30 protein-coding genes, 1 tRNA gene and 3 pseudogenes are annotated in these 24346 nt (G+C 33.8%); 27 read left to right on the top strand and 7 right to left on the bottom strand.

Annotation, left to right across the window (positions count from 1 at the left end):
• Positions 1 to 19: 19 nt before the first annotated feature.
• Positions 20 to 2596 (top strand): EAL domain-containing protein, encoded by a 2577-nt coding sequence (locus ACLHDE_RS09485; protein WP_415396181.1) that lies wholly within the window; start codon positions 20 to 22, stop codon positions 2594 to 2596.
• A gap of 216 nt (positions 2597 to 2812) precedes the next feature.
• Here ACLHDE_RS09485 and ACLHDE_RS09480 read toward each other — a convergent pair whose 3' ends face one another.
• Together ACLHDE_RS09480 and ACLHDE_RS09475 are read right to left on the bottom strand one after the other, a co-directional pair.
• A complete protein-coding gene (locus tag ACLHDE_RS09480) occupies positions 2813 to 3376 on the bottom strand; it encodes a recombinase family protein (RefSeq protein ID WP_415396180.1) in 564 nt (187 codons plus the stop codon).
• A 311-nt stretch (positions 3377 to 3687) separates the two neighbouring features.
• The gene (locus ACLHDE_RS09475; protein ID WP_415396179.1) at positions 3688 to 5037 is read right to left on the bottom strand and encodes a type II toxin-antitoxin system HipA family toxin; all 1350 of its coding nucleotides are present in this window, start codon (positions 5035 to 5037) and stop codon (positions 3688 to 3690) included.
• A gap of 149 nt (positions 5038 to 5186) precedes the next feature.
• Here ACLHDE_RS09475 and ACLHDE_RS09470 point away from each other — a divergent pair, with 149 nt between their 5' ends.
• Both ACLHDE_RS09470 and ACLHDE_RS09465 read left to right on the top strand, forming a co-directional pair.
• Positions 5187 to 6035, top strand: a complete 849-nt coding sequence (locus ACLHDE_RS09470; RefSeq protein WP_415396178.1) for a hypothetical protein — start codon at positions 5187 to 5189, stop codon at positions 6033 to 6035.
• A 181-nt stretch (positions 6036 to 6216) separates the two neighbouring features.
• A tRNA-Asn gene (locus ACLHDE_RS09465) sits at positions 6217 to 6291 on the top strand.
• A 59-nt stretch (positions 6292 to 6350) separates the two neighbouring features.
• On the opposite strand, the gene ACLHDE_RS09460 is transcribed toward ACLHDE_RS09465, so the two are convergent.
• Positions 6351 to 6914, bottom strand: coding sequence for a recombinase family protein (locus ACLHDE_RS09460; protein ID WP_415396177.1), 564 nt, complete (start codon positions 6912 to 6914; stop codon positions 6351 to 6353).
• A gap of 106 nt (positions 6915 to 7020) precedes the next feature.
• Here ACLHDE_RS09460 and ACLHDE_RS09455 point away from each other — a divergent pair, with 106 nt between their 5' ends.
• From ACLHDE_RS09455 to ACLHDE_RS09375, 17 genes are all read left to right on the top strand, one after another.
• Positions 7021 to 7413, top strand: a complete 393-nt coding sequence (locus ACLHDE_RS09455; protein WP_415396176.1) for a hypothetical protein — start codon at positions 7021 to 7023, stop codon at positions 7411 to 7413.
• Positions 7410 to 8108: a nucleotidyl transferase AbiEii/AbiGii toxin family protein gene (locus ACLHDE_RS09450; protein WP_415396175.1), complete on the top strand. Its 699-nt coding sequence runs from the start codon at positions 7410 to 7412 to the stop codon at positions 8106 to 8108. Before ACLHDE_RS09455 ends, ACLHDE_RS09450 begins: the two co-directional genes overlap by 4 nt.
• A gap of 418 nt (positions 8109 to 8526) precedes the next feature.
• Positions 8527 to 8838, top strand: coding sequence for a DUF4282 domain-containing protein (locus ACLHDE_RS09445; protein ID WP_415396174.1), 312 nt, complete (start codon positions 8527 to 8529; stop codon positions 8836 to 8838).
• Between the two features lie 161 nt (positions 8839 to 8999).
• On the top strand, positions 9000 to 9215 hold the full coding sequence (locus tag ACLHDE_RS09440) for a DUF3185 family protein (protein ID WP_415396173.1): 216 nt from the start codon (positions 9000 to 9002) through the stop codon (positions 9213 to 9215).
• 80 nt (positions 9216 to 9295) lie between these two features.
• Entirely contained in the window at positions 9296 to 9442 is a 147-nt protein-coding gene (locus ACLHDE_RS09435) for a lmo0937 family membrane protein (protein ID WP_415396172.1), read from the top strand.
• 39 nt (positions 9443 to 9481) lie between these two features.
• The gene (locus ACLHDE_RS09430; RefSeq protein ID WP_415396171.1) at positions 9482 to 9769 is read left to right on the top strand and encodes a hypothetical protein; all 288 of its coding nucleotides are present in this window, start codon (positions 9482 to 9484) and stop codon (positions 9767 to 9769) included.
• Positions 9770 to 9786: 17 nt separating this feature from the next.
• The gene (locus ACLHDE_RS09425; protein WP_415396162.1) at positions 9787 to 9951 is read left to right on the top strand and encodes a hypothetical protein; all 165 of its coding nucleotides are present in this window, start codon (positions 9787 to 9789) and stop codon (positions 9949 to 9951) included.
• Positions 9952 to 10075: 124 nt separating this feature from the next.
• Positions 10076 to 10363: a hypothetical protein gene (locus tag ACLHDE_RS09420; RefSeq protein ID WP_415396170.1), complete on the top strand. Its 288-nt coding sequence runs from the start codon at positions 10076 to 10078 to the stop codon at positions 10361 to 10363.
• 6 nt (positions 10364 to 10369) lie between these two features.
• A complete protein-coding gene (locus ACLHDE_RS09415; protein WP_415396169.1) occupies positions 10370 to 10726 on the top strand; it encodes a hypothetical protein in 357 nt (118 codons plus the stop codon).
• A complete protein-coding gene (locus ACLHDE_RS09410) occupies positions 10723 to 11202 on the top strand; it encodes a DUF2141 domain-containing protein (protein WP_415396168.1) in 480 nt (159 codons plus the stop codon). The genes ACLHDE_RS09415 and ACLHDE_RS09410 overlap by 4 nt, the downstream gene beginning before the upstream one ends.
• Positions 11203 to 11521: 319 nt before the next feature.
• The gene (locus tag ACLHDE_RS09405) at positions 11522 to 11737 is read left to right on the top strand and encodes a DUF3185 family protein (RefSeq protein WP_415396167.1); all 216 of its coding nucleotides are present in this window, start codon (positions 11522 to 11524) and stop codon (positions 11735 to 11737) included.
• A 13-nt stretch (positions 11738 to 11750) separates the two neighbouring features.
• Positions 11751 to 12002, top strand: coding sequence for a GlsB/YeaQ/YmgE family stress response membrane protein (locus tag ACLHDE_RS09400; RefSeq protein WP_415396166.1), 252 nt, complete (start codon positions 11751 to 11753; stop codon positions 12000 to 12002).
• A 58-nt stretch (positions 12003 to 12060) separates the two neighbouring features.
• Positions 12061 to 13410, top strand: a complete 1350-nt coding sequence (locus ACLHDE_RS09395; protein WP_415396165.1) for a DUF2254 domain-containing protein — start codon at positions 12061 to 12063, stop codon at positions 13408 to 13410.
• A gap of 44 nt (positions 13411 to 13454) precedes the next feature.
• Positions 13455 to 13601 (top strand): lmo0937 family membrane protein, encoded by a 147-nt coding sequence (locus tag ACLHDE_RS09390; RefSeq protein ID WP_415396164.1) that lies wholly within the window; start codon positions 13455 to 13457, stop codon positions 13599 to 13601.
• Positions 13602 to 13641: 40 nt separating this feature from the next.
• Entirely contained in the window at positions 13642 to 13929 is a 288-nt protein-coding gene (locus ACLHDE_RS09385) for a hypothetical protein (protein ID WP_415396163.1), read from the top strand.
• Positions 13930 to 13946: 17 nt separating this feature from the next.
• A complete protein-coding gene (locus tag ACLHDE_RS09380) occupies positions 13947 to 14111 on the top strand; it encodes a hypothetical protein (protein ID WP_415396162.1) in 165 nt (54 codons plus the stop codon).
• Positions 14112 to 14216: 105 nt separating this feature from the next.
• Positions 14217 to 14873: a hypothetical protein gene (locus ACLHDE_RS09375; protein WP_415396161.1), complete on the top strand. Its 657-nt coding sequence runs from the start codon at positions 14217 to 14219 to the stop codon at positions 14871 to 14873.
• On the opposite strand, the gene ACLHDE_RS09370 is transcribed toward ACLHDE_RS09375, so the two are convergent.
• Positions 14870 to 15964, bottom strand: coding sequence for an AI-2E family transporter (locus ACLHDE_RS09370; RefSeq protein ID WP_415396160.1), 1095 nt, complete (start codon positions 15962 to 15964; stop codon positions 14870 to 14872). The two genes, ACLHDE_RS09375 and ACLHDE_RS09370, sit on opposite strands and share 4 nt — an antisense overlap.
• A 280-nt stretch (positions 15965 to 16244) precedes the next feature.
• Positions 16245 to 16447, bottom strand: a pseudogene (locus tag ACLHDE_RS09365) (IS256 family transposase); the annotation flags it as partial.
• A 392-nt stretch (positions 16448 to 16839) separates the two neighbouring features.
• Between ACLHDE_RS09365 and ACLHDE_RS09360 the strand changes: the two are divergent.
• The 5 genes from ACLHDE_RS09360 (at position 16840) to ACLHDE_RS09340 (ending at position 22238) form a co-directional block, all read left to right on the top strand.
• Positions 16840 to 17055, top strand: a complete 216-nt coding sequence (locus ACLHDE_RS09360; protein ID WP_415396159.1) for a DUF3185 family protein — start codon at positions 16840 to 16842, stop codon at positions 17053 to 17055.
• Positions 17056 to 17247: 192 nt separating this feature from the next.
• A complete protein-coding gene (locus ACLHDE_RS09355; protein ID WP_415396158.1) occupies positions 17248 to 17844 on the top strand; it encodes a tetratricopeptide repeat protein in 597 nt (198 codons plus the stop codon).
• A 290-nt stretch (positions 17845 to 18134) separates the two neighbouring features.
• Positions 18135 to 19199 (top strand): sodium:calcium antiporter, encoded by a 1065-nt coding sequence (locus ACLHDE_RS09350; protein WP_415396157.1) that lies wholly within the window; start codon positions 18135 to 18137, stop codon positions 19197 to 19199.
• Entirely contained in the window at positions 19200 to 20432 is a 1233-nt protein-coding gene (locus tag ACLHDE_RS09345) for an APC family permease (RefSeq protein WP_415396156.1), read from the top strand. It abuts the gene before it with no gap.
• A 9-nt stretch (positions 20433 to 20441) separates the two neighbouring features.
• A complete protein-coding gene (locus tag ACLHDE_RS09340) occupies positions 20442 to 22238 on the top strand; it encodes a cation:proton antiporter (RefSeq protein WP_415396155.1) in 1797 nt (598 codons plus the stop codon).
• Positions 22239 to 22266: 28 nt separating this feature from the next.
• Here ACLHDE_RS09340 and ACLHDE_RS09335 read toward each other — a convergent pair.
• Positions 22267 to 22431: pseudogene (locus tag ACLHDE_RS09335) on the bottom strand (IS3 family transposase); the annotation flags it as partial.
• Between the two features lie 275 nt (positions 22432 to 22706).
• On the opposite strand from ACLHDE_RS09335, the pseudogene ACLHDE_RS09330 reads away from it, so the two are divergent.
• Both ACLHDE_RS09330 and ACLHDE_RS09325 read left to right on the top strand, forming a co-directional pair.
• Positions 22707 to 22958: pseudogene (locus ACLHDE_RS09330) on the top strand (aminoacyl--tRNA ligase-related protein); the annotation flags it as partial.
• Between the two features lie 372 nt (positions 22959 to 23330).
• Complete coding sequence (locus ACLHDE_RS09325; RefSeq protein ID WP_415396154.1) at positions 23331 to 23837, top strand: hypothetical protein; 507 nt, start codon at positions 23331 to 23333, stop codon at positions 23835 to 23837.
• 35 nt (positions 23838 to 23872) lie between these two features.
• Here the strand turns inward: ACLHDE_RS09325 and ACLHDE_RS09320 are convergent, their stop codons facing one another.
• The gene (locus tag ACLHDE_RS09320) at positions 23873 to 24010 is read right to left on the bottom strand and encodes a hypothetical protein (protein ID WP_415396153.1); all 138 of its coding nucleotides are present in this window, start codon (positions 24008 to 24010) and stop codon (positions 23873 to 23875) included.
• Positions 24011 to 24346 lie beyond the last annotated feature (336 nt).

Here is a 24346-nt window from a genome sequence, read left to right as displayed (position 1 = left end):
CTTCAAAGGATTAAAAAATATGAATCAAAATAATTATCTAGATAAACTAATCAATATGTTTAATTTTAATTCAAGTCATCAAGACAATCTGAATAAACATCTTTTAATTATTTTGTCGATGATATTTTTAATGATAGTTATTTTATTATTGCCATATGCATTTGATATGCAAGGTATTAAACATTACTTGTCAATACACAATATATTAGAAATGTTTTCAGTTATTACTGCATCATTGATATTTGCCGTAGGTTGGACTGCATATAGTGATAAATTACCTGCAAATATAATTTTTTTATCTATACTTTTTTTTGCTGTAGCTACATTAGATATATCACATATTCTTTCATATCCAGGAATGCCAGATTTTATAACACCTGGCTCAACTGAAAAGGCAATTAATTTTTGGCTTGCTGGACGCTCATTGGCTGCTTTTGGTTTATTTATTTTTAGCATATTGTCTTTAAATCCAATGAAAAATTCTTATAATCACTATATTTTATTTTTCTTTATGCTAATATTAACTGTATTTCTACACTGGATATTCCTTTTTCATGAAGAAATCCTACCTCACACATTTATATCTGGATACGGATTAACGAACTTCAAAATTTATACAGAATATATCATTATAGGATTAAATCTAATAACTCTTCTCATTTTATGGAAAAGAATGAAACAGCCACAACCTTATCATGTGTCAGCACTTTTTACAGCGATATCAGTTATGGCAATGAGCGAATTCTTTTTTACACTATATACTGATATAACAGATGTGTATAGCTTGGCTGGTCATATATATAAAGTAATATCTTATATATTTATTTATAAAGTTATCTTTGTAACAACGGTTCGCCAGCCTTATGAATCATTAAATGATAAAGATAAAAAGCTATTGAACCAATATAATCTAATAAATAATATTACAAATACTGTTCCTGTGCGAATATTTTGGAAGGATAAAGAAGGTACTTACCTTGGAGCAAATAAGTTATTCCTAGAAGATGCTCAACTGAAGTCAGCTGATGAAATTATTGGTAAAAATGATTTTGAAATGCCTTGGGGAAAGACTGAGGGACAATTATACAGAGATGATGATATGTCTGTTATGAATAGTGGAAACTCGAAGATTAATTTTGAAGAATCACAAACAGATGATAAAGGTAATATTATTTCAGTCTTGACTTCTAAAGTATTATTGAAAGATGAAGATGGAAAAATAATTGGTTTACTAGGTACCTATATAGATATAACAAAACAAAGAAATACAGAAAATGAATTAAAGAAACAAAAAGATATCTTACATCATCAGGCACACCATGATTCATTAACTGGTCTTCCAAACAGATTACTCTTTAGTGATAGATTAGAACAAACAATCCAAAAAGCTAAACGCAACAACTCGAAAATAGCGTTACTCTTTATAGACTTAGACCACTTCAAAGAGATAAACGATTCTCTAGGTCATGACATTGGTGATGAGATTTTAAAAGAAGTTACATATAGACTGAGCGAAACTATGCGAAACGAAGATACAGTAGCAAGACTAGGTGGAGATGAGTTTACAGTAATACTAGAAGGTCTAACTCAAGGACAAGATGCTTCCTTAATAGCCACTAAGATATTAGAGAATTTAGCTAAGGCTATGCATATTAATGACAAGGTTCTTTATGTATCAAGTAGTATAGGAATAAGCATATACCCAGATGACGGAGTGTCCGCACAAGACCTTCTAAAATATGCTGATTCGGCTATGTACAAAGCGAAAGACGAAGGAAGAAATAACTTCCAATACTATAATTCCACAATGACTGAACTAGCATTTGAAAGAGTAGAAATGGAGACAAGTTTAAGAAGCGCTCTTAAAAATAAAGAGTTTGTAGTTTACTATCAACCCCAAGTTAATGGAATAACAAATAAGCTCATAGGCATGGAAGCATTAGTTAGATGGCAACATCCAACTATGGGTTTAGTATCTCCGGCTAAATTCATTCCACTCGCAGAATCAACAGGACTGATAGTTGAGTTAGATAGATATGTGATGAGAACTGCTATGACTCAAATAGTACAGTGGTATAAAGAGGGGTTAACTCATGGAGTGCTAGCTATGAACCTAGCAGTAAAACAACTTCAACAAAAAGATTTCATCCCAATGTTGAAAGAGCTAATGCAAGAAACAAATTGTAAAGCAGAGTGGATAGAACTCGAAGTTACGGAAGGTCAGATTATGACTCACCCCGAAGATGCGATTGTAAAACTAAAAGAGATTAGCGATCTAGGCATAGAATTAGCAGTTGACGATTTTGGTACTGGCTACTCTTCACTTGCATATCTAAAAAGACTACCAATAGATAAACTAAAAATAGACCAGGCATTTGTAAGAGACTTACCAGATGATGAAGAGGATACAGGAATTACAAAAGCAGTAATAGCACTTGCGAACAGTTTAAACCTTAAAGTCATAGCGGAAGGTGTTGAAACTAAAGAGCAGAAAGACTTTTTAGTTGAAAATGGCTGTAAGAAAATTCAAGGGTATTTTTATTCTAAACCTATCCCTGCTGATGAATTTGAAAATATCCTTAAAAATGGGTTTTAAATATACCTTTATTTAAATACCATTGAAAACCAAAGTCCACCTAATATAGACCTAAAATAAATTAATAACGGCTGCTAAAAAGCTGCCGAAACAATCCCACTCAAAAACCTAAAACACTCTAAACTTAAACCTCATAACCTCTTATATTTGGAACACTTTTAAGTAACAAGAAAAATGTTCCAAAAGGAGTTGATTTTTGGAACAATACTTTATGGGCTATTTCTTTTGAGCTATATCCTTCAAAGCTCTATAAATTGTATTACGAGCAACATGGAAGAATTTTGAGAGCCATGCTACAGACTTTCCTTTTTCGTGTTCCTTATATATGACATTTTTCTCTTTATTATTTAGAATAGCTTTTCTTCCAAACTGAACACCTTTTCTCTTTGCAGCTTCAATTCCTTCTCTAACTCGCTCGTTAATAAGATCTCTTTCAAACTCTGCAATAGCACCTAACATTGTAAATAATAATCTACCTGCTGGTGTAGTAGTGTCAATGTTTTGTTGAATGACTTTGAGATCAACATTTTTATCTTCTAAAAACTTAGCAATATTCTGAAGATCTATTACAGACCTTGCTAATCTATCAAGCTTTGTAATAAATAATATATCTCCTTCTCGAACGAAATCCATCATGAAATTAAACTGTTGACGGTCAGCTTTATTTTTACCAGATTTTTTTTCAGAGAAAATCTTTACACAGCCAGCATCTTTAAGTTGATCAATTTGATTCTCAAGATTTTGGCTGGAGGTAGAAACTCTTGCATATCCTACATACATAGTAAATCCTTTTTGTTGGAGTTACTATTTATGGCATATGTTATGAAGAATTGTAAAGGGTATGCTTGTTCCTAAAAGAACAGGTTGATGAACTATTCTTAAGCCAAAATATCCCATTTAAGTTTTCAAACATACTCTGAAACTTAAACAGTAAAAAGAAAGTCCTAAAACATGGGCTTTAAGGTTTGCTTTCAAGAGATTCTGCATGTTAACCATAATTTATTTTAGTTGAACATAGGTTTCATGCTCTATAAGCAAAAAAGAAATATATAAGGTGAACATTCACAGTAGTAAGTAATACCCATGAACAATCACTTCCAAATATCTTCTTCAACTTCTTCAACTCCAATATCTAAATACTTATCAATATATTGAATTCTATTTGTATAGTATTTTCGCAATATTTCTTCAAATGGCTTAGAATAGCCATATCTGTTTGTTACAATTTTCAAAGCTTTTATCTCTCTAGGCAACAGGTCAATATAATTTTCAAATTCTTGAACAAACTTCAATCCTAAATTTTCTATAGATTTTGCTGCATCTGCTTTATTTATATTTAATTTATCTGCAAGCCAAAGCAAATCTACTTTTTTTATATTTCTTTTTTTATTTTTTACCATCATTCCTATGTCATCATCGTTGGTGTCTTTGTAAATTCTAATTGTTGAGATGTCATAATAGGGAGCAAGCATCATATTTCTTTCAGCTAGAGCATTGGTTTTATATATTAAAGATATATTCTTTGCGTGAAAATCTCCATGAGAAATTATAATTGAAAAAACAAAAAAATTAAACATCTCTAAAATCTCATCCTCACTAAGATATTCAGCAGCTTTTTTCATTGCTTCGAGAGCAGTAATACTATATTTTAGTGAGGATTTTTTTCCTAACAAGGTAAGAATTTCATGATGATCTATCTTGCTCTTGTGATATCTATCAAACCTTTTTATAACATATAGATAATCTTCTTTATACTTAATTATTCCATTGTAAGGAACATTAAAACCAAAGTCTCTTGCTAAAGTCATAAATATATGTTCATTGACCAAGAGGTGTGGAATATAAGCATTGGCATCATCAGAGTAGATAAGGTTATCTTTGCTGTATGGCTTCATAATATACCCACCGTCTTCATCCTCATTATGAGAGATTACCTTGGTATCTTTATCAAGAGAAACACTGAACTTATATTGAAATCCACTAATACCAATAGCTTTACTTCCTTGTAGCCCTTTGGGGTATATTTTAGCATCTGCAATGGCAACCGTATAGTCGCTTAATATATTAGGGAAGCTGTAATTTTGCTCAAGAATTTCTTCTCTTGCATCTTTGTATGAAAATATTTTGTCTGGAGAGACAATATAATTCTTGAAATTTTCTTCAGTATAAAATTCAAAACTACCATGAATATTATCCAGGTGGAGTAGAGATTCAATATTTCCCTTAATATTATATCTAGCTTTAATTAGTTGAAGCTGTTCATGTTCAGGAAGAAGATTTTCAAAAACAGGAAAAAGATAACTTGAGGTATTTACTTTTTCTTTTAATCCTTGAATGTAACTATTTTGCTCTATCCCATCAAAATAATTGAAATATATAACGCTTGCACTTTCAGAAAGCTCTCCAATAGGAGTGCTATTTTTAATTACAATAATTTTCATGTATCCCCTATTAATTAAGTATATATACTTAATTATAGCGACATAATACAATTAAGTCAATAAATTAAAGTATTAAGCACTTGACAAAACTTTTATATTTAGATATTGTTATAGTATATATACTATAACATATAGGGAGCTATAATTTTATGAGACAAGATTACTTTAGCAAAAATGTAAATCAAATAAAGTCTATTGCTGCGAGTAACTACTCCTATAACCTTAATGACCTGAAGGGTTTATTGATAAATCTAAAAGAAAAAGGCTTAGTTTCCAATTCAATGTCATCAAGTAAATTTTATGATCGTCTTATAGACATAGGACTTTTATCATTCAGTGTTTTTATGGATGGTGGTTATTTAACGAGATATTCTTTTAATGAATCTTTGTCAGATGAAAAATTATTAACTTCACTGAAGAAAAATGCTTTTCTTTCTATGAGTAGTGCACTTAACTATATAGGATTATCTGAATATAGAAATAATTTTATATTTATATCAAAAGAACAAACAGATAAAGGCTCTGACTCTGGAGATGTTGAGTTGACACAAAAGGCTATAGATAATGCTTTTGCGAAAGATTATAGAAAAACACACATGATAGGGAAGTATAACAATAAGCATATAATTTTTTTACAACCTAAATATACTATGCAATTCGGTGTGACAGAAATTGATGGAATAAAAGTATCAAGTGTTAACCGAGCACTAGTTGAAATGGTTGTTAATGTGCAATATTTCAGAAACTCTAGAGAAATAATTGATGTATTTTCAAAAATAAAAAACCATATTAATGTAGATGAAGTTTTTGCGATAACACAAAGGTTTGATTTTATATATCCATACTTTCAAAGCATAGGATACATACTAGAAGAGATAGGATTTGAAAAGAGAGAGCTTGATGAATTTAAAGAGTGCATATCTGAGTTTGATTTTTACACCGACAAGAATCAATTAAATTATTCATACGATCCTTATTGGAAAATGTATCACGTTTGAAAAATATAAAGGAGAGGTGTCATAAAAGTGTCACCAAAAATAGTAGAAATAACATTAATTAGCGTTAATTGTAGGTGACTAAAGCCCCTTGTTTGAATGTGTGACGTATTCGTAATCGTTCTCATAAGCCCGGGGTTTGTGGTTCAAGTCCCCATCCATTCTGACACCATTTCATACACATTCCGGATTAGCTCAGCGCTAGAGTATGTGACTGTTAATCACTTGGTCATTGGTTCGAACCCAGTATCCGAAGCCACACTAAACTTAAACCTCATAACCTCTTATTTTTGGAACATTATGAAGTAGTCAATTTGACTACTTCTTTTTAGCTACATCTTTAATAGCTCTATAGATTGTATTACGAGCAATATGGAAGAATTTTGACAGCCATGCTACAGACTTTCCTTTTTCGTGTTCCTTATATATGACATTTTTCTCTTTGCTATTTAGAATAGCTTTTCTTCCAAATTGAACTCCTTTTCTCTTTGCAGCTTCAATTCCTTCCTTGACTCGTTCATTTATGAGATCTCGTTCAAACTCTGCAATAGCACCTAGCATGGTAAATAATAATCTTCCTGCTGGTGTTGTAGTATCAATGTTTTGTTGAATGACTTTTAGATCGACATTTTTATCTTCTAAAAACTTAGCAATATTTTGAAGGTCTATTACAGACCTTGCTAATCTATCAAGCTTTGTAATAAAAAGTATATCTCCCTCTCGAACGAAATCCATCATGAAATTAAACTGTTGACGATCAGCTTTATTTTTACCAGATTTTTTTTCAGAGAAAATCTTTACACAGCCAGCATCTTTAAGTTGATTAATTTGATTCTCAAGATTTTGGCTTGAAGTTGAAACTCTTGCATAACCTACATTCATAGTTGACTCCTTTATTATAAATAAATTAACTATAACATTTTGTAAATTAGTACTTATTTGCTATTTTAATCCGAATATCGTATAATTATAAAAAAGGAGGGTACTTATGAAAACTAAAGATATATTTGATGTATTTGGTATTGCTCCATCTACATTATCTGACTGGAGTAAAGAAGATAATAAAAAACATACGCTTGCTCAGTTACTTAAGAATATGAGTATGAATGAAGTTAAAGATATCTTATCAAAGGAACTAAAGTCTCAATCAAAACCAGTGATGCTTTTATCAACGGTGAATTGTTCTATAGGAAATAAAAAAAAGCATTTTACACTTACTGGTTTAAAGAATCTGTTTTATAAAAAAGAGCCTTTAGATGTGTATGATAAATATGCACTTAAGACTATAAAGAATGAAGCATTAGAAGAAGAGATAGTTGATTTTAGAAACTACTATAGAATATCTCCTAAGAGAGTTGAAACAGTATTGGCTTCATTATGAAAAATGTTGAATTTATAAAAGAGCATTACGGTGAACAGATACATGCTTTAAACAGTTTTATTGAAGATGCCTACAGATTTTTACCAAATCAAGACCACTCTACAATCAGGTTTGGTGGTGGAACTGCATTAGCTATATACTATTTTCAGCACAGGCTTAGTTTTGATATTGACTTATTTGTGACTGATGTACAAATATTAAACTACCTTAGCCCAAAGCACTGGATTGATGAAACAGATAAGTTTAATACAAGTAAGTATATTGATCTATCAAACCACATAAGGGTATTGGAGAAAAAGAATAATATAAAAGTCGACGTGTTGGTCTCTCAAAATGCTTCATCTGACTATTTACTTGACAATTCAAAAGTTATTTTTACCAGTGATGTATATGTTGAGAGCATAGAAGATATTATTGGTAAAAAAATAGTTTATAGACGAAATGATAATCTTACAAGAGACATTATAGATATTGCCATAGCTATAAAGTTAAAAGATGGCATTCTGCAAAATATGCTTGAGAGTGGCTTGATTAATGAACTAGATTTGAAAGAGTTAAAAACTTCATTGGAGAACTTGGATAAAACTACTTTTGAAGAAGAAATAGAAATTGTAGCACCTTTTGAGAATTACATAAATGATTCTAAAAATGCTCCTGAGATTATAAAGCAAGAATGTCAAAAAATATTAACTTAGATGTGCTTCTGTAGAGTTTGTTTGTTCCAAAAAGAACAGGTTGCAGAACAAAAATATAACTAAATATTTTCAGTAAGGATCTGTAATAACTTACAATAGGTATAATTGATTTAGAAGACTATCCTCGTTACTGGTTATCATTATTTTAGCTAAGCTATACGGGTAATCACTAAAATTATATCTTAAGTTTAAAGCGTCATCAAGCCGTCCCTCGAAATGGATAGCTAACTGAGAGATTGTTAAGCTTCCCGTTTCTAATAGGCATAGTCTACTTTTAATGATAATTTTGAATCCATATGTAAAGCAACTTTATCAAGATATCATAAATTTTGAAAAACACATTTATTTTTGAACCATTAAGTTCTGTTTCGATATAGTGTCTATTATCAATTTTAATAATAGACATAGGTGGTTACAAATGATAGACTTCATTACATTTAAAAGCTTTATCAGTATTGAGGTTTTGATTGTCTTTTATTACATTGGAGTATTTATATTACCAATCGCTTCATGGCTCATATTAATATTTCTTATTCGAAAGTACAAACTATTTAATATTGTATATGAAAAAAACAAAGACGCGCTTTGGAAAGTATTAGATACAAATCAAAAAATTAAATTTATACTTTTTTTTCTAATTTCATTTTTATTAATGCAACTATTTTGGAGAATATTTTTTGAATTTCTTATTGCATATATGCAAATAAGAGATGCTCTACTTGTAACTTAGACTCTGTAATAATATAGATTTAAAATAACAGCTACAACTGCTATCTTAAAGATATGAAATTAAATAACTTTATTTAATGACTCCCAAAAATAAATATTACAGTATAGTAGGTTATCTGCAATGCTAGAACATTTCAGTTATTACAAGTACAGGAGTTCAACATGGCAAAAGGCTTAGGAACTATAACGAAAATAATAGGTCTTGTCCTAGCAGTCATAGGAGTTGGTTTTGCAGTATGGGGTTATCAGTTATCCAGTTCTGTTGGTTCACAAGTAACCCAGGCTGTTACAGGTGCAGATACAGATAAAGTAATGACTTATTATATTTTTGGTGCTGTCAGTTTTGTTGTTGGCATCTATCTTTTGCGTAAAAATTAAAAATATATTAAGGCTTTACAAAATTAGGTTTTGAAGGAAAATATTCCTTGAAAATCTTACTAACAACATGGAGAAATATTATGCTTGAAACTATTGCAATAATTCTAATCATCCTTTGGATTCTAGGGCTTGTCTCTTCTTATACGATGGGAGGACTTATCCATATTCTCTTAGTCATCGCGATTGTAGTTATTCTGGTTCGTGTTATCAAAGGCAGACGGTCATAAGAGCCGTAGAGAACTCTCCACAAAATGAAGGAAAGTAAGATGAATACAAAAGATGCATATAAACAAAAAATAGAATCAGAGTTGGAATTGGTTCAGGCCGAATTAGAGGTATTAAAATCAAAAGCAAAAAATGCTACTGCTGATATGCAAATCAGCTACAACAAAGAGATTGAAACCATCGAAAAAAACTACTCCATCGTGCAATCAAAACTGCGTGAACTCAGTGGGGTTGGTGAGGGTGCTTGGGAGCATCTCAAAACAGATATTGAAAATAGTTGGGATTCACTTAGCGCATATGCTAAAAAAACTCCTGATAACATCAGCTAAATCAAAAAGGATTTAAAATGAAAAAAAGTTTAACATTTATAACCGTTCTGTTCGTTGTAATCATGGCTAGTGGTTGTAGTGGAACATGGCAAGGTGCAAAAAAAGATACGACCGATAATGCTGAGTGGAGCAAGGACAAGGTTAATGATGGGGCCGAGTACATAGAGAAAAAAACTGATTAATTCTAGATTAGGACGAGTTTTAAAAACATAGATTGAGTTTTGTCATTATAACTCAATAGAATAAGGGGGGGGTAGCCCTCTTTTATAAGTTTATAACTACCTTAATTAATACAGGAGAAATATTATGAGCACAATAGAAAAATACAAACAAGAGATTGAAACCGAGCTGGATCATGCACGGGAAAAATTAGTAGAGCTTAAAACAAAGATAAGAGCTTTGTCGGATGTAAAGCGTCTTGAGTCTGTCGATGAAGTCGAAGAACTAGAGAACATGGTTAACGACATGAAGGCTAAGATAAAGGAACTCAATAAAGAGGTGGAAGATTCTTGGGAACAAATCAAAGGTGATATTGATAGCTCTAAGAACGCAATAGACGAGGCTTTTGCAAGGTTGAACAGGGCAATGGTCTAGAATCTGATGAAAAAATATTTATTGATAAGTTTAATTGCAGGGCTGATATTTTTTGCAGTTCATGTTGGAGCAAAAGAGATAAATCTAGACGCAGGAGAAACATACCGCCAGGGAGACCCCTCACTGTCACTTGCAGTCAACCGTCAATTGATGATATGCCCCTTGGCTCTCAAAGACTGCCAGTATTTGGAAAAGTTTAACAGAACCTGCCATTATCAGACAAAGTGTTCTTTCTACCCAACTCAGAAATTATTTCTACAAACTACATATGACAAGTTTGACGACTTCAAAAAGACCTGTATGAAAACAAGTGATATAAAAAATAGGGTCTTGATGCAGGTTAAAATGGGAGGAAATTTATGAATGAGTCAACCATGAGGGGAATCCCAATAAGAGTTCGATGCGCAGCATGGTTTGCGGTGCTGATGTTTACAATTTTTCCCGCAACCGTCTTTGCCCAAGAACCATGTTCTGGAATTCATGTGAAGATTCTGAACATAAGAAACAGTACTGGAAATATAGTATGTGCACTGTTTCAATCGCCGGAGGGTTTTCCTAAAGATTTTTTGCACTTTGCAACAAATATTATAATCATCAAAATTCAAGACTCCCAGGCGAGTTTCTACTTTGCAGACATCCCGCCGGGTAAGTATGCGATGGTCGTCATTCATGATGCGAATATGAACGGTGAGCTGGATACCAACTGGATGGGTGTCCCCAAGGAAGGCTTCGGTTTTTCAAACAAGGCTAAAGCATTACTAAGCGCTCCTTCATTCTCTGCCTCCAGCTTCCAATACGATGGGCAGAATATAGATATGACGATGAGCCTAAGTTACTGAGTACCAACAGCACAACTACTGAAAATGTTACTGATGAACTTGTAAATGAGTATTTTTAACATCACAAAACTTTCAATATTACGAGATAGAAGATATTATGGTTTATTCAAAATTGATTATTTTATTTATTATTTCTGTAGTTTTAATCTTTTTTGCTAAGCAAAAATATTTCTTCAGGAATTCATACCCCAAAGGTATTTCCTCCCTTCATTCACAGCACATTCCGAACAATAATATAGATTAAAAATAAATATTACTGTATAGTAGTGTTATCTGCAATGCAATAACATTTCAGCTCTTTTGAGTATAGAAGTTCAATATGCAAAAAGGTTTAGGAACTATGATAAAAATAATTGCTCTTGTCCTATCGGTCGTAGGAATTGGTTTTTTGATATGGGGCTATCAGTTATCGGGTTCCGTGGGTTCGCAAGTAACACAAGCTGTAACAGGTTCGGATACGGATAAAGTAATGACATATTATATTTTTGGTGCTGTCAGTTTTGTTGTCGGCATATTTCTTTTTAGAAAAAATTAAAATTGGAGACATCATGGATATCACTAACCTGATAATATTTTTAGCAGTTGGCGCGTTGGCTGGTTGGCTTGCTGGCAATATAATGAAAGGAAGAGGATTTGGTCTCATGGGCGATATTATTGTTGGAGTTGTCGGTGCAGTACTTGGCGGCTTTATATTTGGTCTGCTCGGCATAACAACGGGCGGATTAATAGGCGCTATAATTATGGCCACTATTGGCGCTGTTATTTTGTTATATTTAATCAGTATGGTTAAGAAGGCTTAGCTCAATAGCGACTAACGATACAATCAGCCTGAAGAAATTTTAATTTGGAGATTGATGCATGAATAAATTAACACAGTTTTGGGATAATCTGCGATCGGGTTTCTGGTTTTTGCCTTTTTTGATTGTCCTTAGTAGCATTGTTTACGTGGTAATATTAATCCAAATGGACTATGCCGGTGGTAACCGTTGGCTGGCTCAGTGGCCACGGGTATTCGGGGTCACGGCGGAAGGCGCGCGAGATATGTTGTCTACTCTGGCCAGTTCGATGATGTCTGTTATGGGTATCACCTTCTCCATGACCCTGCTTGCGCTGGCGCTTGCTTCTAGCCAGTACACGTCTCGCGTTCTGCGAAACTTCATGCGCAGCCGTGTCACGCAGGTCACGTTGGGAACCTTTGCCGGAATTTTTGTCTATTGTTTGATCGTGATGCACACTATTCGTACTGGCGATGCACTATTCGTACCAAGCATGGCGGTCTTTTTCGCCTTTATTCTGTCGTTTGGCGGCATTGCTGTCCTCATCTTTTTTATTCATCATATTGCATCGTCTATCCAGGCTTCAACCATTATCGCTTCGGTTGCCCATGAGACCATCGCATCCATTAATCGGCTGCTGCCAGAAAAACAGGATTATGAAGCTGATGAAGATGAAAGCCAGAACCCGATAATCGATTCACTGGATGAGAGGACCTGGTATCCAGTGCCTTCAGTAGTGAGCGGTTATATTGAAAGCGTGAATAACGATGCGCTACTGCACTTGGCGGAGGACATTAGGACCATCGTGCGTATGGAGCACGGCATCGGCGCGTTCGTTGTGCAAGATACGGCGCTGGTATCGCTCGCCCTTACTTACCCGCCAGATCAGAGCACCGTTGATGCGCTCAATGCTGCTTACAGTATTGGCCGTCATCGCTCAGTTGAACAGGACCCTGCTTTCGGCATTCGACAGATCGTGGATATGGCCATCAAAGCACTTTCTCCCGGAGTCAATGATACTTCAACAGCGGTGATGTGTGTGGACTATCTGACATCAATTATGGTTCAACTGGCCGGTCGAAAATTCCCGTCATCGCACCGTTACAAGGGAGAAACGCTGCGCGTGGTGGCGATAGTTCCGAGCTTTGAGGGGCTATTGGCTGAGGCCTTCGATCAGATTAGGGGTAGTGCCGAAACAAATGTCGCGATACTGGCACGCATGCTCAGCGCCTTTAATACCATCGGTAGTATGGCGATTAGGCCCAGCCACATACGAGCACTCAACGAACAGCTGCGGTATATTGAGGAGGTGGTTGATCGCTGTATCGAAGCCAGCCATGATCGCGCACCGCTCGAAAAGCGGTTGTCTGAGGTTCGCGAAACGCTGGAAATTCAGTCTACGTCGTTCGCAGGAAAAGTAAGTAGCTCATAGTTACTTAAAGAATAAAACATATAATAAATACATGGAGAAATATTATGCTTGAAACTATTGCAATAATTCTAATCATTCTTTGGATTTTAGGGCTTGTAAGCTCGTACACTTTGGGAGGATTTATACATATTCTCTTAGTCATCGCGATTGTAGTTATTCTACTTCGCGTTATTAAAGGCAAGCGGTTATAAAAAACCGTAAAAAACTCTCCACAAAATGAAGGAAAGTAAGATGAATACAAAAGATGCATATAAACAAAAAATAGAATCAGAGTTGGAATTGGTTCAGGGCGAATTAGAGGTATTAAAATCAAAAGCAAAAAATGCTACTGCTGATATGCAAATCAGCTACAACAAAGAGATTGAAACCATCGAAAAAAACTACTCCATCGTGCAATCAAAACTGCGTGAACTCAGTGGGGTTGGTGAGGGTGCTTGGGAGCATCTCAAAACAGATATTGAAAATAGTTGGGATTCACTTAGCGCATATGCTAAAAAAACTCCTGATAACATCAGCTAAATCAAAAAGGATTTAAAATGAAAAAAAGTTTAACATTTATAACCGTTCTGTTCGTTGTAATCATGGCTAGTGGTTGTAGTGGAACATGGCAAGGTGCAAAAAAAGATACGACCGATAATGCTGAGTGGAGCAAGGACAAGGTTAATGATGGGGCCGAGTACATAGAGAAAAAAACTGATTGATTCCAAGTTATGGCGGGTTTTAAACATATAGATTAAGTGTTACAGGATGTAAAGTATTTTATGTTAAACGCGATTCAAAAATCATAGTTATAAAAGGGTTATAAAATGAGTGAGCAACAGCTTCTTCTCCTATTCTTAGGAATTATTGCAATCTGTATGGTTATCATTACTGTGATGATTGTTTTCTCTGCTATCCAATATACCAAGACCATGCATAAAGTAAATGCCTTTATTGCTCTTAGCCAAGAAAGGCTTTCTACTCTTTCGAGTAATCTTTCTGTAATCACTCAAGAGAGCAGTGATTTTCTGCAGATGTTAGGAAATGAAAGCCAATTCTTAACATCCAAGGCTTCTAATGGTATCACTAATTTAACTAATGCCTCTCTCGTACTTAAGGCATTTTCACAGTTTTTTAAAAAAAATCCAGAAATAAAAGAGGACAACATGAACAAAAATAATTTACTCGGTTTTGCACTCGGTGCAGCTATCACAGGTATTAGTGCCTATTATGTTTTCAAAAATAAAGATGACATTTCAAATAAAATTAGCGCTCTAGAGGAAACTCTTGCCGATGATTACGGAGAATTAGTCGACAAAGCAAAAGAAAAGCTCGAAGTATTAGCCAAAGCATTTCAATCTACGGCACAAGAATTTTTACATAGCGGGACTGTTGATGGAATCCAAGGGAATGAACTCAAGCAAATCGTCAAAAAACTCGATAAACTTCAAAAAGAAATAGAATCACTCAGCGTAAAAAGTTAATTTTTATCCAAGTGTGTCTCTTCGTGCGCGAGGCTTGATCGATTGGCTTTGCGCAAAGTAATAAGAGTCGTAATAGCAAGTGCAATAATAGCAGGTCCTAAGATAAATCCCCAGAATCCAAAAGTTGCCAATCCCCCTACGATGGCAAAAAATATAATAAACTCATTGATGCGATGTTTGTTCTTGCTTATCTTGCGATTTACAAAATTTAAAATGACAAGCTTGACAATATTGTCAATGAAAACTGTCATCATAAAATATGAATAGACAGAGATAATAAGGGTATTAATGATGTTGCCTTGAAGATACTCATTTACTGCAACAGGAATCCAAACCAGCCCCGTCCCAAAAAGCGGAATAATTGATACAATGCCCACAAAAAATCCAAGTAATAAAGGGTTGTATCCATCAAAAAAAGCTATAAAAACTCCAAATGCTAATCCTTGTGCAATCATTACACCCCCTAAGGTATAGAAGACAACCGATACCATCATCGTCATCTCTATAAAAAATTCTCGCTTGAGGGAACGTGCCAGAGGAATAATGGGAGCAAAAAAGAAAATAAGCCTTCGACCGTACAAAGTCAGAAAGAAGAAAAACACAACAATCGTCGCCATATCGCCTAGCATTAGCATAAAGTTTTTTAACCCATTACCAAGCCATCCTGCGAGAAATGCGGTAATCTCTTCTTTGCGTGTTACTGCCATCGGAATAATAGTATCAAGCGGAGCTCTAAGCCACTCCAAATAGGACGGAAGGTGCTGACTCAAGGTATCAACTTTATCCCATAAGGAGTGAATCATCGCCATACTATCTGTAGGATGACTAAGAAAATGAAATAAAAATACGGTAATTGGCATAAAAACAATCAATGAAAATACCAAGGTAACAATACTGGCGGAAAGTATAGGAGTAAGAGTTTTTAGCTTTTTATACCGTTTTATTTTTGCTTCTATAAAATGGTATATAGGGAAAGTAGCCATCACCATTAGCAATGCTACAAAAAAACTTTTTAAAAAAGGGAAAAACAACCAAACTATCAGCGCAAAAACTCCAAATCCAATCCAGCGTAAAAAATAGTCTTCTTCCATGCTACTTGCCTTTTAGATATTGAATTAAAAAGAGTGTTATTTCTGCTTAAAATAGATTATAGCACATTTCATTCTTCTTCATAGACCACAACTCCATATATATTTTGATGATTCAATATAGACAAAGAGATGCTGATATTATTATCTCAAAACTTTAGCTTGATAAGCGAAACATCAATACATTTGTCTACTCGATAGTAGAAAGAATATAAGGTTTCTATTACTCAAGTCACTCTATTTGTATGTCGGAACAATTAATCTGATAATTTCTAAAATTGTATCACAAATCTAAAGCGTCATCAAGCCGTCCCTCAAAGTGATGGCTAATTGGGAGATTGTTAAACTCCAACTCCTAATCGGCATAGTCCACTTTTATGAGCATTTTGAATCCCCATGTAAAGTAGCTTTATCAGGCTGTCATCAATCTGGAAAAACATCTTTAGTTTTAGTGAAAGTTTTGAATTGACGATGAACTGATCCGATGATATAAAGCACTTAATTGTTTGCAATTTTTCTAATAGTTATGAGGGAAGTATTGCAGTTTTTTTAAAAGGTATGTAAAATTCGAAGTTTTTATCAGAATTTCAAAAATCTTAAATTAGATATGTAGTTTTTGTCTAATATAAAAAAAGGATAAATTGCAAATATCATTATCTATAATTCTTTTAAAATCCATACCCAAATGGCACTTCCTCTCTTCGCTCATAGCACATTCCGAGCAATAATATAAATTTAAAAAACTGTTACCACTTGTGTCATAAAGAGGTAAAATTAAAAAAACTTTATTTACCTGTCTTAAAAAATAAATATTGCTGTATGGTAGGGTTATCTGCAATGCTACAACATTTCAGCTCTTTGAAGTAAAGGAGTTAAATATGGAAAAAGGTATAGGAACTACAATGAAAATAATTAGTCTTGTCCTAATAGTCATAGGGATTGGTTTTGCAGTATGGGGCTATCAGTTATCCGGTTCTGTCGGTTCACAAGTAACACAAGCTGTTACAGGGGCAGATACAGACAAGGTAATGACTTATTATATTATTGGTGCTGTCAGTTTTGTTGTCGGCATCTATCTTTTTAGAAAAAATTGATTTTAAAAATATCTTGATGCTTTACAAATTAGAGCTATTGTTATTAACTGCTTAGATAAAGCTAGGAAATAATCTGTTGATTTAATAAAGTGAAAAATAGCAGTAAGGTATAATGGTAAAATTTAGACTGAAGCTTAGTGTAAATAAAAGGACTCAACGATGATTAAGATGATTATTAGCCTAGGATTATTATTGAGTATAAGTTTATTTGCAGGTGCACATGAAGATGCTGCAGATGAATATGATAGAGATAATAAAAAACAAGCTGCTGTATTATTCAAAAAGGCTTGTGTTAATGGAGAAGTTTGGGGTTTAGGTTGTAATGCATTAGCTACTCAATACCTACGTGGAGAGGGAGTTGATCAAGATATACCACGAGCTGTTAAATTATTCACTAAGTCTTGTGCCGAGAATGTTCAACAATCTTGTATCGTATTAGGTCGTTTATATTATAACGGACAAATAGATATCAAACAAGATAAGATGAAAGCATTGGAACTTTTTGAAAAAGCTTGTGAGGCTAGATATCAAGAAGCATGTGTTTATGCAGGGTACATGTATATGCAAGGTGATGCAGTCAGGCAAGATAAAATGAGAGCAAAAAAATTATTTACACAAGCATGCGAAGGTAATCAGGCTGAGGCTTGTAATAAGTTAGGCCTTATACATGTCCAACATATGGCTGAACAAGAAAAACTTATGGCAAAAGAGTTTTTCGGAACAGCTTGTAATAATGGAAGTATAGAGGGATGTAAAAACTATAAAATCCTAAACGAAGAGGGCTATTAAAGCTTATTGAGAGCCTTCAGTAAACTTCTTTTGTAAATATTTACGGATTTTGTCTTATAAGCCTTATTGGATGGGAATGTACTGCTCTCTCTAAATAAGTTTCTATCGATATAATTGGGGTTATTACATGAATAATATGAGGAGTATTAATGAAAACATTTTTAAGTGGTCTTAGTCTGGTAATACCCACTGCTCTGATTTTATATATTTTAATATTTATTTTAACTCAAAATAACTGCCGGTATCTCAAATGAGAGTAGCGAAAAAAATGAAAAATAAGGTGTCGATAAATGGATTATATACTTAATTTTCAAACACTTCCCCTCTGGCTGAACTTAACGCTATTTTTTTTAGCGGGAGTTATTGTATGGGTGTCCGGTACACGCTTGACCACATATGCAGATATTATCTCAGATAGAAAAAATTGGGATAAAGCGAGTATGGGTTTTATATTTTTAGCACTCGCTACACAACTCCCAGAGATAGTAACAAACACTACAGGTGCTTTACATGGTAACGGGGAACTTGTTTTAAATGCTATGTTTGGTGGTATGACTATGCAGACAGCGGTACTTGCTATTGCAGATATTTTTGTGATTGGTTCGACTCTAAGTTATGCGGCTCAAAAGTCTATTAATCTACTTCAGGGAGTTGTATTAATCTTACTTCTTTCATTTGTTTTAGTAGCAACTATGTTGGGTGATACCATTGTATTTTGGCATATAGGATTAAGTCCTATTTTATTGGCCTTGTTGTACATATTTTCAATCTTTATATTTTTAAACTATGGGAAACATAATGGATGGAGTGTCGCAAATATTCCTGATGAGATAAAGCAAACTGCAAGTCCTAAAGAAAAATCAGATAAGAGCTCACACACAACACAAAGTCTTTATTTATACAGTGGGTATGCAAGTTTAGCAATACTTATTTCAGGAGTAATACTTGTACAAACTGCAGAAGCCATAGCTACACAATCAGGACTTGGCTCTAGTTTTATTGGTGTTACATTGCTTGCTAGTAGTACCTCTTTACCAGAGTTAAGTGCTACCATTGCTGCTGTACGTCTTGGTGCTATGAGTATGGCGGTATCAAATATTTTTGGAAGTAATCTTATTATGATATTTTTACTTTTACCCGCAGATATGTTTTACTTCCAAGGAGCCATCCTAAATAGCGCAAATGACTCAGCAAAATTTGCTCTGCTCTCAGGAATAGTTGTCACGGCTATTTATGTCATAGGACTCATTGTTAGAAAATCAAAAACATATCTAAAAATGGGGCTTGACTCAATAACCGTTTTGTTTATATACATAATCACACTTTACATACTCTACACACTTAAAGGTACTTAAATGGCAACATCAAAACTGAGTCGCTCAATATCACTCCCCATGCTTATCCTTTATGGACTAGGAACTATGATTGGTGGAGGATTTTATGCCCTACTTGGAGAGATTGCAGGTGAAGCCGCTCTTTTTACACCGCTTGCTTTTCTTCTTGCAGGTTTGTTGGCATTTATAAGCGCAACGTCTTTTGCTGAGTTGTCTTCACGATTTCCTTTTAGTGCTGGTGAGGCACGCTATGCAGAGGAAGGGTTTTCAAATAAAAACTTTTCTACTCTTGTTGGTTGGTTGGTAATATTAACCGGTATTGTTTCTGCTGCTGCTTTAGTGGTTGCCACAGTTGGTTTTTTGCAAGATTTTATTAGCGTGCCACAAACAGTTGCCATACTCTTTTTAGTGCTGACAATGGGAGGAATTGCAGGATGGGGTATTGGTAAATCAGTTGCTTTTGTTGCAGTTATAAGCGTCATAGAGATAGGAGCATTAGTGTACATTGTCTTTGTTGCAGGAGATAGTTTATTGGAGTTGCCAAGCAGATTCCAAGATATATTTGTTCCGACAAGTAGCACAGTTTGGCTTGGTGTGTTTTCTGGAGCGTTTTTGGGATTTTATGCTTTTATAGGTTTTGAAGATATGGTAAATATGGCCGAAGAGGTAAAAGATGTAAGAAAAAATCTACCAATCGCCATCTTAGTAAGTATTTTCTTAACTACTGTTATATACATAGTTGTATCTACGATCGCAGTTTTAACAGTATCGCCAGAGATGCTCTCAGCTAGCAACACTCCCGTTGCAGAAATTTTGCGAGGTCATGGAGCTTTTTCTATGACAATGCTGGGAATTGTCAGTCTCTTAACAGGCGTTAATGGAGCATTGGTGCAGATTATTATGGCTTCACGTGTTGTATATGGTTTGTCAAAAAAAGATCAAGCACCGACTTTTTTAGGAAAAATTAATTCTAAAACCCAGACTCCACTTCGAGCAACTGCAATAATAACGTTCATTGTGCTAGTATTAGCAATCTTTTTTCCTTTACAAACTTTAGCAGAGTCTACTAGCTTTATTATATTGATAATTTTTGTCATAGTAAACCTTTCACTTTGGCTTATTAAAGGGAGAGAAAATAGAGATATTAAGCAGAAAATTTCATTTCCTCGTTGGGTGTCGCTATTTGGTTTTATAACATCTATTGTTGTCTTAGTGTTTCAAGTATGGCAGAAGTTTTTTTTGAATTTCTTATAAGGAAAGTAAATGCTACATCAACATCTTACGGAGATAATGGCATCAATACTTATAGTTGGTATTGCTTTGCAATGGATAGGCTGGCGCTTCAAAATACCAGCATTAATACTCTTGATAATTGCAGGGTTTATTATGGGACCAATAACTGGATGGATTAATCCAAAAGAAGATTTTGGAGGTTTACTACATCCTATAGTTTCGCTCAGTGTTGCAATAATTTTATTTGAAGGTGGGTTAAACTTAAAATGGCATGAATTTAAACAAAATTCACAAGTGATAAACCGCTTAATAACTTGGAATGTTGTAGCCACCTTCTCACTTGGAGCAATAAGTTCATACTACTTAGTTGGTCTATCTATGCCTGTAGCATTAATCTTCGGAGCTATAATCATAGTAACTGGACCTACGGTAATTGTACCGCTATTAAAGCAAGCAAACTTAAGTAGACGACCAGCAGCACTATTACGGTGGGAAGGGATTATAAATGATCCTGTTGGTGCTTTACTTGTTGTATTAATTTATAGCTATTATATGTTATCCCAAAGTAACACTTTAGTAATTAACATAATTATAGGGCTGGGATTAAGTCTTGTCGTATCCTTGATACTTGGTGTTGGTGTTGGCTTTATTATTGCAAAAGCTTTTAAAAAAGGAAAAGTTCCTGAACATTTAAAATCACCTCTCATTTTAATCAGTATTCTTCTTGTTTATACCTTGGCAAATCTTGTACAAAATGAAGCTGGACTTATGGCAACGACTATATTGGGAATTACTCTTGCCAACCAAAAATTAAACTCATTAGGTGAATTAAGACGCTTTAAAGAGTATGTGACAATACTCCTAGTTTCATCTATATTTATCATATTGACAGCAGAGATAGAACTGGAAACACTACAGCGATTAGGTTGGCAAAGTTGGTTACTTCTGTTTTTAATAATCTTTGTGTTTAGACCATTAACTATCTATTTATCTACAATCAGAACCGATATTGACTCTCATGAGCGACTATTGATATCCTGGATTGCTCCAAGAGGCATTGTAGCAGCAGCCGTTGCTGGTTTGTTTAGTCCTCAACTTATAGAAAAAGGCTATGCTGGTGCTGAATTATTACTTCCTTTAGTTTTCGCATTAATTATTCTCACTGTTATTTTGCATGGCTTAAGTATTGGTTGGTTAGCAAAAAAACTAGATTTGGCTTCTAGTCATCCTGATGGACTTATGCTAATTGGCGCATCAGCTTGGAGCATTGCACTAGCGAATGAATTACAAAGGAATGAAATTCCAGTATTGTTAGTCGATAAAAATTGGGAAAATTTAAAACCTGCTAGAATGCAAAATATCCCCACTTTTTACGGAGAAATTTTAGCAGAGAGAACCGAAGAGGTATTAGAACTCTCTTACATTACCAAACTCCTTGCTTTAACAGCAAATAAATCCTACAACACTTTAGTATGCTCACACTTTGCCCCAGAACTTGGTCATAATAATGTTTATGAAATAGGTTGGGAGCAAGTAAATGAAAATGAAAATAAATTACCAAGTGAAGCAATAAGAGGAGATTCTCTTTTTGGCTCAGAAGTGTTTTATAGTGATTTTATCAGTAATTTTAATAAAGGATGGAAATTTCAAACAACTTTGTTGTCTGAAGAATTTACTTATGAAAATGCTATAAGCAAAAAGGCAGAGGATTCTTTAGTTATTGCCGTTATAACAAAGACTGAGCATATATTTCTTTATCCTTTTAAAGAGGATGAACTAGATAAAGACTTAAAAAATCTTATATTGTTCGTGCCTCAAGAAATATAATTCCTAAAATTGATACGTCAACCCTATATCACACAAAGAATATAACATTATAAGCAGGCATTTCCATTCGTAACATCTTTTCTTCAAACTCTACAGGAGACAAGTAATTATTACTTGAATGCATTCTCTGCCTATTGTAAAAAACCTCAATATATTAGAATATCATTTCATTAGCTTTAGCTCTCGTTTCAAAAATTTCATGATGAAACTAAATGCTCTCTTTGGAATGTTCCCTATAAACTAGACAATTATATCTTCAATAACCTCTTATTTTTGGAACAAAATTGACTGTTCTAAAGCTTGTTCCATTAAGAGATGAATTTTGGAACAATCATCTTCTTGTTCCAAAACCTACAGTTTTTGAACAATTTATCGATGTAAAAGATGAAGAACTTGATTATTAGCATTTCTTTTTACAGGAATCAGTGCAGTTTATAGTGCTTATTTTGGTTTTAGCTTCGTCATTTAATTGACCAAGAAGTTTGGTTACCAGAGCAAAACCAATACCGCGAAATCTCTTCTATTTCAAACACAAGAGACTTCCAAGCAAGACGAGCTAAAATCCGTTATAAAGATGGAAAGAAAAATAGTTTTGTAAATACGTTAAACGGTAGTTCTCTCGCTGTTGGACGTACTCTTGTAGCTATCATGGAAAACAATCAAAATGAAGATGGAAGCATAGATATTCCTGAAGTTTTAAAACCTTATTTAGGGATGTAAATCTTACTTTTTATATTATGCTATACTATTTCATGGTACATGCAAAAGAAATGTCCTTGATTATTGTTTCGAATCCCATCCTAATGGTGTCATGTAGGCACTCGTTATAGTCATATAATGGAATGGGTATCTCAAAAAGGACCTATTCTTCGATATACAAAGATGTTTTAGTGGTCAAGAAAGAAAGGATATAGGATTTAAGGTACACATGTGCTTGCCAACATTATTATTGTTGTTCTTCTGCGAGTAGTTCGAGGATGACGGCTACCCTAACGAGTACAAAATTGATAAGAAAAAACAAAGCTTTCTTATTTAATAAAAGGAATGGTATATATACATGAAATATATTTTACATTACAGAGAGGAAAAAAATTGGAAAGAGTAGAAATAGGAAAAAATTATGAGAAGCGACCATTATGGAAAATATTAATTGCTATGCCATTGATTTATCTTCCAGTAATCATCACTCTACCTTTTATCAGCTTAGCTATTTTAATGGTGAGAGTACACCTGAAATTTCTCGGTGCTAAAAATATCAAACCATTCTTAGAGTTTGTGCCGACATGGATCTCTCACCGATATATTTATAAAAATCAGATTATATGCACAACTAACAGCAGTAAGATAAGCTTGAGATCATCCAGATTTTTCTGGATATTTAACTGTAAGGTTTATTGCCCTTTGAGTGTTGCTCTTTTTAAATATATGGCATATCTTGTTCAGATTGTAGAAAATTGGTGGTGCCCATTTGATCATGATAAAAAGGCAGACTACAAAGATTCTTCTATTGATAAGTCATATTGGCATATTTATGAAGCTGAACGATCTAGACTGAATCCAGAGGACAAGGACAACCCTATTTGGAATGAAGAAGCTTAAAGCAAGATAAGGTTAATCATATTTTTTATTGCACTTTATTTAAATAAAAAATCAAAAAATGATTCTTCTTTTTTTTCTGGTTTAGTTTTTTTTCTTTCATCAACAAAGTCTGGATCACCTTTTTCATATATAATATTTGAGACTTTTTTAATATGATGTTTTGCTTTTTTCATTACTTTTCAACTAAAGATGAAAAAAATGGAACAGGAATAGGTCTTTATATGAGCAAAATGATTATAGAAAATCATCTTAATGGTATGATTGAAGTTTGCAACATGAATGAGGGTGCTTGTTTTGCTGTTAGGTTGTTAAAAGAGAATACAGCAAATGGATAAAATATTATAAAACAATCAATTAGCACACTCGTAGCTATATATATCTTTGATTGTTCCAAAATTGTACCAAAAATGACTATATTTTAGAAAGTTCGTATAAAAGTGTATGTCTAAAAAGCCCTTATATTTGAAACACAAAACACTAATATTATTTTTCCGTGTTCCACAAAGTGT

It is taken from the genome of Sulfurimonas iocasae, assembly GCF_047716755.1.
Taxonomy (GTDB): Bacteria; Campylobacterota; Campylobacteria; order Campylobacterales; family Sulfurimonadaceae; genus Sulfurimonas.
The sequence above is the reverse complement of the archived record's forward strand: the minus strand, read 5'-3'. Positions and strand labels throughout refer to the sequence as shown.

Bases quoted from the DNA above. Each gene is read 5' to 3' on its own strand.
- ACLHDE_RS09485 (WP_415396181.1), top strand. From the start codon at position 20: ATGAATCAAAATAATTATCTAGATAAACTAATCAATATGTTTAATTTT.
- ACLHDE_RS09480 (WP_415396180.1), bottom strand. From the start codon at position 3,376: ATGTATGTAGGATATGCAAGAGTTTCTACCTCCAGCCAAAATCTTGAG.
- ACLHDE_RS09475 (WP_415396179.1), bottom strand. From the start codon at position 5,037: ATGAAAATTATTGTAATTAAAAATAGCACTCCTATTGGAGAGCTTTCT.
- ACLHDE_RS09470 (WP_415396178.1), top strand. From the start codon at position 5,187: ATGAGACAAGATTACTTTAGCAAAAATGTAAATCAAATAAAGTCTATT.
- ACLHDE_RS09460 (WP_415396177.1), bottom strand. From the start codon at position 6,914: ATGAATGTAGGTTATGCAAGAGTTTCAACTTCAAGCCAAAATCTTGAG.
- ACLHDE_RS09455 (WP_415396176.1), top strand. From the start codon at position 7,021: ATGAAAACTAAAGATATATTTGATGTATTTGGTATTGCTCCATCTACA.
- ACLHDE_RS09450 (WP_415396175.1), top strand. From the start codon at position 7,410: ATGAAAAATGTTGAATTTATAAAAGAGCATTACGGTGAACAGATACAT.
- ACLHDE_RS09445 (WP_415396174.1), top strand. From the start codon at position 8,527: ATGATAGACTTCATTACATTTAAAAGCTTTATCAGTATTGAGGTTTTG.
- ACLHDE_RS09440 (WP_415396173.1), top strand. From the start codon at position 9,000: ATGGCAAAAGGCTTAGGAACTATAACGAAAATAATAGGTCTTGTCCTA.
- ACLHDE_RS09435 (WP_415396172.1), top strand. From the start codon at position 9,296: ATGCTTGAAACTATTGCAATAATTCTAATCATCCTTTGGATTCTAGGG.
- ACLHDE_RS09430 (WP_415396171.1), top strand. From the start codon at position 9,482: ATGAATACAAAAGATGCATATAAACAAAAAATAGAATCAGAGTTGGAA.
- ACLHDE_RS09425 (WP_415396162.1), top strand. From the start codon at position 9,787: ATGAAAAAAAGTTTAACATTTATAACCGTTCTGTTCGTTGTAATCATG.
- ACLHDE_RS09420 (WP_415396170.1), top strand. From the start codon at position 10,076: ATGAGCACAATAGAAAAATACAAACAAGAGATTGAAACCGAGCTGGAT.
- ACLHDE_RS09415 (WP_415396169.1), top strand. From the start codon at position 10,370: ATGAAAAAATATTTATTGATAAGTTTAATTGCAGGGCTGATATTTTTT.
- ACLHDE_RS09410 (WP_415396168.1), top strand. From the start codon at position 10,723: ATGAATGAGTCAACCATGAGGGGAATCCCAATAAGAGTTCGATGCGCA.
- ACLHDE_RS09405 (WP_415396167.1), top strand. From the start codon at position 11,522: ATGCAAAAAGGTTTAGGAACTATGATAAAAATAATTGCTCTTGTCCTA.
- ACLHDE_RS09400 (WP_415396166.1), top strand. From the start codon at position 11,751: ATGGATATCACTAACCTGATAATATTTTTAGCAGTTGGCGCGTTGGCT.
- ACLHDE_RS09395 (WP_415396165.1), top strand. From the start codon at position 12,061: ATGAATAAATTAACACAGTTTTGGGATAATCTGCGATCGGGTTTCTGG.
- ACLHDE_RS09390 (WP_415396164.1), top strand. From the start codon at position 13,455: ATGCTTGAAACTATTGCAATAATTCTAATCATTCTTTGGATTTTAGGG.
- ACLHDE_RS09385 (WP_415396163.1), top strand. From the start codon at position 13,642: ATGAATACAAAAGATGCATATAAACAAAAAATAGAATCAGAGTTGGAA.
- ACLHDE_RS09380 (WP_415396162.1), top strand. From the start codon at position 13,947: ATGAAAAAAAGTTTAACATTTATAACCGTTCTGTTCGTTGTAATCATG.
- ACLHDE_RS09375 (WP_415396161.1), top strand. From the start codon at position 14,217: ATGAGTGAGCAACAGCTTCTTCTCCTATTCTTAGGAATTATTGCAATC.
- ACLHDE_RS09370 (WP_415396160.1), bottom strand. From the start codon at position 15,964: ATGGAAGAAGACTATTTTTTACGCTGGATTGGATTTGGAGTTTTTGCG.
- ACLHDE_RS09360 (WP_415396159.1), top strand. From the start codon at position 16,840: ATGGAAAAAGGTATAGGAACTACAATGAAAATAATTAGTCTTGTCCTA.
- ACLHDE_RS09350 (WP_415396157.1), top strand. From the start codon at position 18,135: ATGGATTATATACTTAATTTTCAAACACTTCCCCTCTGGCTGAACTTA.
- ACLHDE_RS09345 (WP_415396156.1), top strand. From the start codon at position 19,200: ATGGCAACATCAAAACTGAGTCGCTCAATATCACTCCCCATGCTTATC.
- ACLHDE_RS09340 (WP_415396155.1), top strand. From the start codon at position 20,442: ATGCTACATCAACATCTTACGGAGATAATGGCATCAATACTTATAGTT.
- ACLHDE_RS09320 (WP_415396153.1), bottom strand. From the start codon at position 24,010: ATGAAAAAAGCAAAACATCATATTAAAAAAGTCTCAAATATTATATAT.